This window comes from Streptomyces prunicolor (genome assembly GCF_045162825.1).
Taxonomy (GTDB): Bacteria; Actinomycetota; Actinomycetes; order Streptomycetales; family Streptomycetaceae; genus Streptomyces; species Streptomyces prunicolor.
The window spans coordinates 6,311,154-6,323,473 of record NZ_CP108676.1; the positions used below are offsets into that span (position 1 = coordinate 6,311,154).

Here is a 12,320-nt window from a genome sequence, read left to right on the forward strand (position 1 = left end):
AGGGGCTCGTTCCGGAAGTCGGGTGACAGGCGGGGGCGGTACGGCCGACGAGCCTCGGATGCCCTTCGAGTACCGGATCACCGAAGGCCGTCTCGGCGCCGAACCCACCGTGACCGTCTCCGCGCCGGACGGTGCCGTACGCGTCGTCCTCGCCCTGCGCGGGGCGACGCTGCTGAGCTGGCAGGTCGCACGCGGAGCGGCAGGGCAGCTCACGGAACCAATTGAACCGACTGAACTGACGGACCTGACCGAACGGACGGACCTGACCGAACTGACGGACGGCTACCGCGACGAGGCGGAACTGCTCTCGCAGGACGGCGTACGGGCGGGCCTGCTCGCCCCGTTCTCCAACCGCGTCGCCAACGGCCGCTACCACCACGACGGCCGCGACCACGACCTGCTGCCCGGCCGCGTCGAGGACCGCACTATCTACCACGGCTTCGCGCGCGAAGCGCCGTTCCGGCTCGTCGCGGCCACCCTGACGGCCGACTCGGCGCGGCTGCTCCTGCGCAGCACGAGCATCAGACCGGGCCGCTACGCCGGTTACCCGTTCGCGCTCGACCTCGACGTGGAGTACACGATCGGGCGCCGCGAGCTGGGCATCGAGATCCGGGCGACGAACGTAGGGGAGACCACCGCCCCTTACGCGTCGGGCTGGCACCCCTACTTCACCCTCTTCCTCTCCCGCTCCCACCCCCGCCCCATCGACGACCTCGTCCTGCAGATCCCCGCCGACACCCTGATCCGCACCGACGCCTCCCTCATCCCCCTGCGCGGAAAGGAGGCCCTACTGCCGCTCGACCAGTGCCCCGACATGGATTTCCGCACGCCCAGACGGCTCGGCACCGCCGTCATCGACGCCTGCTTCGCAGACCTGACCCCCGGACCCGACGGCCGGATCGAGACGGTACTGAGCGACCTCGCGTCCGGAGACGAACTACGGCTGTGGCAGTACGGCGGCTACATGCACGTGTTCACCGGCGACACCTTGGCTCGCGATCGGCGCGCGTCCATCGCCCTGGAACCCGTCGAGGTACCCACCGACGCGTTCAACCGTCCCGAGTACGCCAACGCCCTGTCACTGGAGCCCGGCCGGCAGCGGGAGTTCCGTTTCGGGGTCACGTATGTGCCCGTGACGTACTGAGCTGTCGCCTGACGGCCCCTACCGGGACATGAAAAAGGCGGGGTCCGAGAACCCCGCCACACACACCACAAACCCTCAACTCAAGGCCACACCAAGCAATAAGGCTGATGCCCCGCCTCATGCAGCCGATGGCTGAAGTCCTGCCACTCGTGCAGCAGTTGGTACACATTGAACGCATCCCGAGGCCCACCCCGGTCCGGCACCGTCGACCAGATGAACGCCGCCGCGCCGACCGCCTCCTCGCCGATTCCGCGCAGGGGGTCGACGACCGTCATCGGGAGTTTGACGACCGCGTAGTCCGGGTGCAGGACGACCAGTTCCAGCGGGGGCACCTTGTTGAGCGGGACGCCCTCGATGCCGGTGAGGACCATCGCGGCCATCGTCTCCGGCTTGATCTTGGTGAACATGCCGTTCATCCCGAGCTCGTCGCCGCCGAGTTCCTCGGGGCGCATCGAGATCGGGACGCGGGCCGCGGTCGCGCCGTCGGGTGCGCCGAAGTATTTGTACGTCACCCCCACCCGACCACCATTCCTGCTCCCCGCCCGCAACTGATCGATCCGACGTTCGATACGGAGCTCGTCCCGATCCGACTCACCCGAACCCACATGGGATCCACCGGACCCAGCTGACCCACCGGATCCGGGACCACTCTGCCGTGCCGCCTCGGCGGCCTCCTCCGCGTCGCGCCGGTGCTTCCCCCGCCGAGCACGCCGAGGACCCAGGTCGTCAGTCCCCTCGCCCAGTCCGCCACCGCGATGCATATCTCCACCCGACTGCTTTTCCAGGACGCGTGGCCCTCGCCGCGCAACCCGATCATCGTGTCAGTGACCTCCCCCACGGCCGCCCGCCGAAACGTGCGCTGAAACACCTGTCCGCAGGATCTGCGCAAGCCCTGAACACCGTGCGCCCGACCGGACGCCCGCATGAGCTGTGTGTATCCGTGTGTATCAGGTCCCAGTCTCGCAGACGGGTGGGGGCCCCTGCCCGGACTCCCGCCGCCTACCCTGAGGAGGGCACCGAGTCGCCGGAGCCCAAGAACACCGAGAAGCCCGAAGAAGCACGAAGAAACCTGAATAAGGCTGAATAAGGCTGAATAAGGCTGAATAAGGCTGAATAAGGCTGAATAAGGCTGAAGGAACCCGAAGAACATCGGGAATTCCGAGAAGCCCCCGCACGCCCCCAGAAGTCCGAGAAGCTGGAGAAGTCGCAGGTCATGACCGAAACGCCAAGCGGAACGCCAAGCGGAACGCCCAGCGGAGGGGCGAGCGGGGCGCCGCACGCCCTGCCGTATCCCTACGACGCACCCGTCTCGCAGGCTCTCTTCGACCGTGCGTCGGTCGTCACGCCGGGCGGCGTGAACTCCCCGGTGCGCGCCTTCCGCGCCGTCGGCGGCACGCCCCGGTTCATGGTCTCCGGCAACGGCCCCTATCTGACGGACGCCGACGGGCGCGAGTACGTCGACCTCGTCTGCTCCTGGGGTCCCATGATCCTCGGGCACTCCCAGCCCGACGTGATCGCCGCCGTCCACGACGCCGTCTCGCGCGGCACCTCCTTCGGCACCCCCGGTGAGGGCGAGGTCGCGCTCGCCGAGGAGATCGTCGCCCGCGTCGAGCCCGTGCAGCAGGTGCGGCTCGTCAGCAGCGGGACCGAGGCGACCATGTCCGCCATCCGGCTCGCCCGAGGGTTCACCGGGCGGCCCAAGGTGATCAAGTTCGCCGGGTGTTACCACGGTCACGTCGATGCGCTGCTCGCCGCCGCGGGCAGTGGCGTCGCCACCTTCGCGCTGCCCGACACCCCCGGCGTCACCGGCGCCCAGGCCGGCGACACGATCGTCCTGCCGTACAACGACCTCGAAGCCGTCAACGAGGCCTTCCACCGGCATCCCGGTGAGATCGCGTGCGTTATTACGGAGGCTTCGCCCGGGAACATGGGCGTCGTGCCGCCCGTCGCCGGGTTCAACCAGGGGCTCAAGGACGCCTGCTCGAAGAACGGCGCCCTCTTCATCTCCGACGAGGTCATGACCGGGTTCCGCACCAGCCGGGCCGGGTGGTTCGGGATCGACGGGGTCACGCCCGACCTCATGACCTTCGGCAAGGTCATGGGCGGCGGCTTCCCCGCCGCCGCGTTCGGCGGGCGAGCCGACATCATGGCGCACCTCGCCCCCGCCGGGCCCGTGTACCAGGCCGGCACCCTCTCCGGTAACCCGGTCGCGACCGCCGCCGGCCTCGCCCAGCTGCGCCTCCTCGACGACGCGGCCTACGACACGATCGACGCCGTATCGGCGCAGATCCAGTCGCTCGTCACCGGGGCGCTCGGCAAGGAAGGTGTCGCGCACCGGATCCAGAACGCCTCCAACATGTTCTCCGTGTTCTTCACCGACCGGAGCGTGCGCAACTACGAGGACGCCAAGGCGCAGGAGTCGTACCGCTTCACCGCCTTCTTCCACTCGATGCTGGCGAGCGGCGTCTATCTGCCGCCCTCGTCCTTCGAGTCCTGGTTCGTTTCCACGGCCCACGACGAACGGGCCATCCAGCGGATCGCCGACGCCCTCCCGGCGGCGGCCCGAGCGGCGGCGGAGGCCACGGCGGCATGACCGGCACGAACAGCAACTCCACTGACAACACCAGCGACATCACCGTCGTCCACGTGATGCGGCACGGCGAAGTCGCCAACCCCGAAGGGGTGTTGTACGGGCGCCTCCCCGGCTACCACCTCTCCGAGCTCGGCCGGCAGATGGCCGACCGGGTCGCCGAGCACCTCTCCTCCCGCGATGTCACGCACGTCGTCGCCTCCCCGCTGGAGCGGGCGCAGGAGACCGCCACGCCGATCGCCAAGGCGCACGGGCTCGACCTCGCGACCGACGGGCGGCTCATCGAGGCCGACAACGTCTTCCAGGGCAAGACCTTCGGGGTCGGCGACGGGGCGTTGAAGAAGCCGGACAACTGGAAGTACCTGGTCAACCCGTTCAAGCCGTCCTGGGGTGAGCCCTACGTCGACCAGGTCGTCCGCATGATGGCCGCGCTGGACGCCGCCAAGGACGCCGCGCGCGGGCATGAAGCGGTGCTGGTCAGTCATCAGCTGCCGATCTGGATCGTGCGGTCGTACGTCGAGCGGCGCCGGCTGTGGCACGACCCGCGCAAGCGGCAGTGCACCCTCGCCTCCCTGACGACCTTCACCTACCGCGCCGACAAGATCGTGTCCGTCGGCTACACCGAGCCGGCCCGTGATCTCGTCCCGGCCCATCTCCTCGCGGGCGCCAAGCCCGTCAAGGGGAAGGACAAAGCGTTCGGCGCCTGACAAAGAGGGGAATGGCGGGAAAGGCGGGAAAGGCGGGTTTGACCACTCGTCAGGGGCAGGGCTGGTGACAGCCCTGTGACATTTGTTTCGCAACCCACATCGTTAACGGTGAACTTTCTTGTCCGGCGCGTCCTCTCACAGGTAGACCACAGAGGACGCGACGGATGGGGAAACAATGCGGAGTCTCACTCGACGAGGAGCGCTCGGAGTCGGTGCGGGCGCCGCGGCGGCCGTAGGACTCGCGGGGTGCGGGACGCTCGGTTCGGACGGGTCGAAGCCCGGCTCCGGCGGTTCCGGGAAGGGGTCCTCCGGTGGTCCCACCAAGTCCCTGGAGCCCCGGGCCAAGCCCATCGGTGACGGCTCCACGTCCTTCACCGGCGTGCAGCCCAAGCAGCCCGCCAAGCCCGTGCCGTTGGAGGCCGGGCAGACCCCGCCGCAGTTCGTGATCTTCTCCTGGGACGGCGCGGGCGAGGTGGGCAACGGACTGTTCCCCCGCTTCCTCGACCTCGCCAAGCAGCACGGCGCGAGCATGACCTTCTTCCTCTCCGGCATCTATCTGCTGCCCGAGTCGAAGAAGCGCCTGTACAACCCGCCGAACAACGCGCGGGGCGCCTCCGACATCGGCTACCTCACCGACGAACACGTCAAGGCGACGCTCACCAACGTCCGCCGTGCGTGGCTCGAGGGCCACGAGATAGGCACCCACTTCAACGGCCACTTCTGCTCCGGCTTCGGCACGGTCGGCAACTGGACGCCCCAGCAGTGGCGCAGCGAGATAGACCAGGCCAAGTCCTTCGTCAAGGAGTGGCGCACCAACACCGGCTGGACCGACCTGCCGTCCCTGCCCTTCGACTACGAGAAGGAGCTCGTCGGCGGCCGTACGCCCTGCCTCCTCGGCCAGGACAACCTGCTGCCCACCGCCCGTTCCCTCGGCTGGCGCTACGACGCCTCCTCGCCCGGCGGCCGCCAGGTCTGGCCCGTGAAGCGCAACGGCGTGTGGGACTACCCGCTCCAGGCGGTCCCCTTCCCCGGGCACAGCTTCGAAGTCCTCTCGATGGACTACAACATGCTGGCCAACCAGTCGGTCAACTCGACCAACGCGCCCGCCTACAACTACCCGGGCTGGCGTACCCAGGCCGCGCAGGCCTACATATCCGGCTTCCAGCGCGCCTACGAGTCCAACCGCGCCCCCTTCTTCATCGGCAACCACTTCGAGCACTGGAACGGCGGCATCTACATGGACGCCGTCGAGCAGGCCTTCAAGCACATCGCCCAGTTGAAGGAGAAGGGCGAGGACGTACGGCTCGTCTCCTTCAAGCAGTTCACCGACTGGATCGACGTGCAGAAGCCCGAGGTGCTGGCCAAGCTGCGCACCCTCGACGTCGGCCAGGCACCGGCCGGCGGCTGGAAGTCGTTCCTGGCCGCGAGCCCCAGCGCCTCTTCCACGGCCACCGGAGACGCCGCCTGAAATGCCGTCTGAAATGCGGTTTTCCGCCCGCCGTACGCCGTTGAGGGGGGCGCGCAAGATCCCCAGAACGGGCATGCGAAACTTTTCACATGAGTGCCGCCAGTCGCGCCCGTAGCCGCGCCGTCCTGTCGACCGCCGGTGTTGCCGTCGCCGCGTTGGTGCTGTCCGCGTGCAGTTCCGGAGGCACCTCCGGAGGTTCGGGCAACACCAACTTCATCACCGGCTCCGACGGCATCGCGACCGTCAAGAAGGGCGACCGCCAGGCCGCCCCCGACCTGTCCGGCAAGACCATCGACGGCAAGACCCTCAACACCGCCGACTACAAGGGCAAGGTCCTCGTCGTCAACGTGTGGGGCTCCTGGTGCTCCCCGTGCCGCGCCGAGGCGGACAACCTGGTCCAGGTCGCCAAGGCCACCGCGGACAAGGACGTCCAGTTCGTCGGCCTCAACACCCGTGACACCAGCACCGACCCGGCCGTGGCGTTCGAGAAGAAGTACCAGGTCCCGTACCCGAGTCTCTACGACCCGACGGGCCGGCTGATGCTCCGCTTCAAGAAGGGCACCCTCAACCCGCAGGCCATCCCCTCCACGATCGTCATCGACCGGGACGGCAAGATCGCGGCGCGCGCACTCCAGGCACTCAGCGAGGAGAAGCTGCGCGAGATGCTCGACCCGGTCATCGCGGAGAAGTGAGCTGACGTGCTGCTCGCCGCCGCCGCCCTGCCGGGCCAGAACCAGACGGTCTTCAGCGGGGCCCTGTTGCTCGCCCTGCCGATCGCCGTACTCGGTGGGCTCGTCTCCTTCTTCTCGCCGTGCGTCCTCCCGCTCGTTCCCGGCTACCTCTCCTATGTCACCGGGGTCAGCGGCACCGACCTGGGCGACGCCCGGCGGGGCCGGATGGTCGCCGGCGCCTCCCTCTTCGTCCTTGGCTTCACCGCTGTGTTCGTGTCCGGCGGGGCGCTGTTCGGCTACTTCGGGCAGACGCTGCAGGAGAACCAGGACGTCCTGTCCAAGACGCTGGGCGTGCTCATGATCCTCATGGGTGTGTTCTTCATGGGGATGATGCCCTGGCTGACCCAGCGTGAGTTCCGCTTCCACAAGCGGCCGACGACCGGGTTGATAGGGGCTCCGCTGCTGGGCGCGCTGTTCGGCATCGGCTGGACGCCGTGCGTCGGTCCGACCCTCGCGTCCGTGCAGGCGCTCTCCATGACCCAGGCGGGTGCCGGACGCGGCGCCATACTGACCGTCGCGTACTGTCTCGGCCTGGGTGTCCCCTTCGTCCTCACCGCGGTCGCGTTCCGCAAGGCCCTCGGCGCCTTCGGCTGGGTCAAGCGCCACTACGTCTGGGTGATGCGCGTCGGCGGCACCATGATGATCGTGACCGGCGTGCTGCTGCTCACCGGCGCCTGGGACGCGCTGGTGCAGGACATGCAGGGCTGGTCCGACGGCTTCACTGTAGGGATCTGATCGATGAGCAAGACGACCGCCGACTCGCCCGCCGAGACGCCCGCCGACTCGCCCCGGGCCGACTCCTCCGGCGACGACCAGGACCTCGGCGCCGCAGGCTCCCAGCTCTCCACGGCCCCCGTCGAGACGGCCATGCCCGGCTCCTTCGGCGGCAACCGCGCCCCCGGCCTCACCGGCCGGCTCGCCTGGACCGGCCGTGAAGTGCTCGGCTGGGCGCGCTGGTTCTGGCGCCAGCTGACCTCGATGCGGGTCGCGCTGATGCTGCTGTTCCTGCTGTCGCTCGGCGCGGTCCCCGGCTCCCTGATCCCGCAGTCCGGCACCGACGCGCTGAAGGTCTCCGAGTTCCAGGACGCGCACAAGACGCTCGGCCCGATCTACCAGAAGCTCGGCCTCTTCCACGTCTACGGCTCGGCCTGGTTCGGCGCGATCTACGTCCTCCTCTTCGTCTCCCTCATCGGCTGCATCATCCCGCGCACCTGGCAGTTCGTCGGCCAGCTCCGCGGCCGCCCGCCGGGCGCGCCCAAGCGGCTCAACCGCCTTCCCGCGTACGCCACTTGGCGCACCGCCGCCGAGCCCGAGCAGGTCCGCGAAGTCGCCCTCGCGACCCTGAAGAAGCGCCGCTTCCGCGCCCACATCGCCGGGGACGCCGTAGCCGCCGAGAAGGGCTATCTCCGCGAGACCGGCAACCTCCTCTTCCACCTCGCGCTGATCGTGATGCTGATCGCCTTCGCCTGGGGCCAGCTCTTCAAGTCCGAGGGCGACAAGCTGATCGTCGAGGGCGACGGCTTCTCCAACACCCTCACCCAGTACGACGACTTCAAGTCCGGCAACCTCTTCAGCGACGACGACCTCGTGCCCTTCAGCTTCAACCTGAAGAACTTCATCGGCACGTACGAGCGCACCGGCCCCAACCGCGGCACCCCGAGCACCTTCCAGGCCGACATCACCTACAGCCTCGGCGCCTACGGCAAGTCCGAGAAGCACACCATCAAGGTCAACGAGCCGCTGGAGATCGGCGACTCGAAGGTCTACCTCGTCAGCCACGGCTACGCCCCGGTCGTCACCGTCCGGGACGGCAAGGGCAACGTGGTCTTCCACCAGGCCGTACCGATGCTGCCGATCGACTCCAACGTCACCTCGCAGGGTGCGATCAAGGTCCTCGACGGTTACAAGAACGCCCAGGGCGTCGCCGAACAGCTCGGTTTCGCCGCCCTGTTCGTGCCGACGTACGCCAAGGGCAGCGGCACGATGTTCTCCCAGTACCCCGGGCTCGACTACCCGGTGCTCAACGTGACCGGCTACCACGGTGATCTGGGCGTCAACTCGGGCATCCCGCAGAACGTGTACCAGCTGGAGACCAAGAACCTGAAGCAGTACAAGGACTCCAAGGGCAAGATCCTCAAGGCCCAGCTGCTGCCCGGCGAGACGATGAAGCTGCCGAACGGGGCCGGGTCGATCACCTTCGACAAGCAGATCAAGGAGTGGGCGGGCTTCCAGGTCGTCCAGCAGCCCGGCACCACCTGGGCCCTGGCCGGCGCGCTCACCGCGATCCTCGGCCTGGCCGGCTCCCTGTTCATCCAGCGCCGCCGCGTCTGGGTGCGGGCTACGCGCGGCGCTGACGGAGTGACGGTCGTCGAGATGGCCGGCCTCGGCCGCAGCGAGTCCGCGAAACTCCCCGAGGAACTCGGCGACCTGGCCGCACTGGTACACGACCGGGCCCCGACGAAGCCGGCCGACGCCTCGCAGCCCGCCGATGCCTCGAAGGCGGCCGACGTCTCGAAGACCGGCGATGCCCCGAAGCTGGCCAACGCCACGGAGACTGCCGACGTCTCGGCGACCGCCGACGGCCCGAAGACCCCCGCCGATGCCTCGAAGACGGCAGACGTCTCGCAGCCCGGCGATGAGTCGAGGGCCGCCGATGCCTCGACGACCGACGACAGCCCGAAGACGGCTGACGGCCCGAAGGCCGCCGATGCCCCGAAGACGGCCGACGTCTCGACGACCGCCGACGCCTCGCGGCCAGCCAACGCCCCGAACCCCCCCGCCGACGACCCGAACACCCCCAACTCCGACGCCGACACCCACGACTCCGACTCCGGCGTCGAACCGCCCGTACCCGCCGAAGGGGCTGAGAAGTGACTCTCGCCGCCGCAACCGACATCGCCTCCGTGACCAATCTGGCCGCTGCCACCAACGAGCACCTGGCCAACCTCAGCAACACGCTGATCTACTCGTCGATGGCCGTCTACACCCTGGCCTTCTTCGCGTACATCGCCGAATGGACCTTCGGCAGCCGCAGCAAGATCGGCCGTACGGCCGCCGCGCTGACCGGTGCCGCGGCGAAGAAGGCGGACGCGCCCGCCGTCACCGTGCAGAACGCCGGCGGCACCGCCGTGCTGGAGCGGCCGAAGGTCGTCGTCCGGGCCGCGTCCGGCTCGCGTGACGTGCCGGACGGTCCCGGTGCGCACGGCGGGGACGAACAGGGCGACCTCTACGGCCGTATCGCCGTGTCCCTCACGGTGCTCGCGTTCCTCATCGAGCTGAGCGGCGTCATCGCCCGCGCGGCCTCGGTGGAGCGGGCGCCCTGGGGCAACATGTACGAGTTCAACATCACCTTCTCCACGGTCGCCGTCGGCGTGTATCTGACGCTGCTGCTGCTCAAGAAGAACGTGCGCTGGCTCGGCCTGTTCCTGGTCACGACGGTCCTCCTCGATCTCGGCATCGCCGTCACCGTCTTGTACACCGCCAGCGACCAATTGGTTCCCGCCCTCCACTCGTACTGGCTGTACATCCACGTCTCGACCGCGATCATCTGCGGCGCGGTCTTCTACGTGGGCGCCGTCGGCACGCTGCTCTACCTCTTCAAGGACTCGTACGAGAGCAAGCTCGCGAACGGCGGCAAGCCCGGCGCCTTCTCCACCTCGGTGATGGAGCGGCTGCCCGCCTCGGCGAACCTCGACAAGTTCTCCTACCGCGTCAACGCGGCCGTCTTCCCGCTGTGGACGTTCACGATCATCGCGGGCTCGATCTGGGCCGAGTCGGCCTGGGGCCGCTACTGGGGCTGGGACCCGAAGGAGACCTGGGCGTTCATCACCTGGGTCGCCTACGCCTGCTACCTGCACGCCCGCGCCACGGCCGGCTGGAAGGGCCGCAAGGCCGCCTACCTGGCCCTGATCGCCTTCGGCTGCTGGATCTTCAACTACTACGGCGTCAACATCTTCGTCGGCGGCAAGCACTCCTACGCCGGCGTGTAAGCCGTATCCCGAAGCCGCAACTCCCTTACGGCAGAGGCCGGTTCCGTGTGACATGGGTCACCGGAACCGGCCTTCGTCGTCCGGACAGGTAAAGGGGTGTGGATACGAATCTGCGGTTGAGGAAACGCATCCGCGCGGGGGATCACAACGCCTTCGGCGAGCTCTTCGACGCGTACGCACGCTCCGTCTACAACCATGCCTTCCGGCTCACGGGGGACTGGGCGCAGGCCGAGGACATCGTGTCGCTGACCTTCCTGGACGCCTGGCGCCTGCGCGGCAAGGTCGACGAGGAGGGCGGTTCGCTACGGCCCTGGCTGCTCGGCATCGCCACCAACGTCACGCGCAACAGCCGCCGCGCCGCCCGAAGACACGCGGCGGCGCTCTCCCGGCTGCCCCGTGACGAGGTCGAGCGCGACTTCGCCGACGAGGTCGCCACCCGCCTCGACGACCGGGCCGAACTCGCCCTCGTACGCACCGCGTTGGCCACCCTGCGCCGTGCCGAACGCGAGGTGCTCGCCCTGTGCGTGTGGTCCGGGCTCGACTACCAGGCCGCCGCCGAGGCGCTCGGGGTGCCCGTGGGGACCGTACGGTCGCGGCTCTCGCGGGCGCGCGCAAAGCTCGCGAAATATCTCAAAAGTACGGAACTCCCCCCGAGGGGCGGACAGATGAAAGGTGACCGCGGCAGTGCGGTCGGGCCCCTGAGGGAGGACAAGCGATGAACCAGCTCCCGGAACTCCCCGAGAGAGACCTTCCGCCGGGCCGTCACCGACTCCTCAAGGAGCATCTGATGACCGAGATCCGGCACGAGGCTGCAGCTGTCCAGGAGGGCGCGCCCGCGCCCCGGCGGAACAAGTGGCTGCGGCCCGCGATCGCGGCGACCGCCGTCGCCACCGCCGCGGCCGTCGCCTTCGTGGTCCTGCCTTCGTCCGGCTCCTCGCCGACGCCGCCCGCGAAGCCGCCCCGGAAGTCGACGGCCGCGCTCCTGGAGGACATCGCGCTCGCGGCCGAGCACGAGAAGTCCTACGGCACGGTCCGCGACGACCAGTTCGTGTACGTGGAGAGCCAGGTGTCGTACGGGCACGACGGGGAGGGGACGAAGGCCACGATCGATCCGCTGCACCGGCAGGAGGTGTGGATGTCGGTGGACGGCCTGCACGTCGGGCTGGTGCGGCAGGCGGGCATGGGGTCACACTCCGTCCCGGTCGACGTGAAGCCGGGCAAGGCCGGCTGGGACGTCTCGTCCTTCTACAACCACGTGAAGACGCTGCCCACCGACGCCGACGCGATGTACGACTACCTGGCCACGACCGCCCCGAAGTACGGCGGTGATGACAAGAACCAGGCCATGTTCGTGCTGGTCGGCGATCTCCTCCGCGATTCCGTCGTGCCGCCGAAGCAGAGCGCGGCGCTGTTCCGGGCGGTGGCCAGGATTCCCGGAGTGGCGACGGTCGAGGGGGTGAAGGACGCCACCGGGCGCCCCGGTGTCGCCATCGCCCGGACCGACCCCTACAACCCGCTCCGGGACGAGTGGATCTTCGACGCGAAGACCTACGAGTTCCTCGGCGAGCGCGAGGTGGCCACCAAGGACAACGCGGGCGTGAAGAAGGGCACGGTCACGGCGAACACCGCCGTCCTGCGCCGGGCGATCGTCGACAAGGCGGGCGAACGGCCGTAGGAAACAGGGGTGTTGA

At 68.8% G+C, this 12,320-nt stretch carries 11 protein-coding genes; 10 read left to right on the top strand and 1 reads right to left on the bottom strand.

Annotated features, from left to right (window positions below):
- Positions 1-58: 58 nt before the first annotated feature.
- On the top strand, positions 59-1,144 hold the full coding sequence (locus tag OG588_RS28975) for an aldose 1-epimerase (protein ID WP_405949847.1): 1,086 nt from the start codon (positions 59-61) through the stop codon (positions 1,142-1,144).
- Positions 1,145-1,224: 80 nt separating this feature from the next.
- On the opposite strand, the gene OG588_RS28980 is transcribed toward OG588_RS28975, so the two are convergent.
- Positions 1,225-1,905, bottom strand: coding sequence for a hypothetical protein (locus OG588_RS28980; RefSeq protein ID WP_405949848.1), 681 nt, complete (start codon positions 1,903-1,905; stop codon positions 1,225-1,227).
- 521 nt (positions 1,906-2,426) lie between these two features.
- Between OG588_RS28980 and hemL the strand changes: the two genes are divergently transcribed.
- The 9 genes from hemL (at position 2,427) to OG588_RS29025 (ending at position 12,304) form a co-directional block, all read left to right on the top strand.
- A complete protein-coding gene (gene hemL, locus OG588_RS28985; RefSeq protein WP_405953241.1) occupies positions 2,427-3,737 on the top strand; it encodes a glutamate-1-semialdehyde 2,1-aminomutase in 1,311 nt (436 codons plus the stop codon).
- Entirely contained in the window at positions 3,734-4,441 is a 708-nt protein-coding gene (locus OG588_RS28990) for a histidine phosphatase family protein (RefSeq protein WP_405949849.1), read from the top strand. The genes hemL and OG588_RS28990 overlap by 4 nt, the downstream gene beginning before the upstream one ends.
- A 175-nt stretch (positions 4,442-4,616) precedes the next feature.
- Positions 4,617-5,909 (top strand): hypothetical protein, encoded by a 1,293-nt coding sequence (locus OG588_RS28995; RefSeq protein ID WP_405949850.1) that lies wholly within the window; start codon positions 4,617-4,619, stop codon positions 5,907-5,909.
- Between the two features lie 89 nt (positions 5,910-5,998).
- Positions 5,999-6,601 carry a TlpA family protein disulfide reductase gene (locus OG588_RS29000; protein ID WP_405949851.1) on the top strand — a complete coding sequence of 201 codons (603 nt, stop codon included), beginning with the start codon at positions 5,999-6,001 and terminating at the stop codon, positions 6,599-6,601.
- Positions 6,602-6,607: 6 nt separating this feature from the next.
- Entirely contained in the window at positions 6,608-7,375 is a 768-nt protein-coding gene (locus OG588_RS29005; RefSeq protein WP_405949852.1) for a cytochrome c biogenesis CcdA family protein, read from the top strand.
- A 3-nt stretch (positions 7,376-7,378) separates the two neighbouring features.
- The gene (locus tag OG588_RS29010; RefSeq protein WP_405949853.1) at positions 7,379-9,514 is read left to right on the top strand and encodes a cytochrome c biogenesis protein ResB; all 2,136 of its coding nucleotides are present in this window, start codon (positions 7,379-7,381) and stop codon (positions 9,512-9,514) included.
- Positions 9,511-10,629, top strand: coding sequence for a c-type cytochrome biogenesis protein CcsB (gene ccsB, locus OG588_RS29015; RefSeq protein WP_360073214.1), 1,119 nt, complete (start codon positions 9,511-9,513; stop codon positions 10,627-10,629). Before OG588_RS29010 ends, ccsB begins: the two co-directional genes overlap by 4 nt.
- Before the next feature lie 98 nt (positions 10,630-10,727).
- Positions 10,728-11,348: an RNA polymerase sigma factor gene (locus OG588_RS29020; RefSeq protein WP_405949854.1), complete on the top strand. Its 621-nt coding sequence runs from the start codon at positions 10,728-10,730 to the stop codon at positions 11,346-11,348.
- The gene (locus tag OG588_RS29025; RefSeq protein WP_405949855.1) at positions 11,345-12,304 is read left to right on the top strand and encodes a CU044_5270 family protein; all 960 of its coding nucleotides are present in this window, start codon (positions 11,345-11,347) and stop codon (positions 12,302-12,304) included. The genes OG588_RS29020 and OG588_RS29025 overlap by 4 nt, the downstream gene beginning before the upstream one ends.
- The last annotated feature ends 16 nt before the right edge of the window (positions 12,305-12,320 follow it).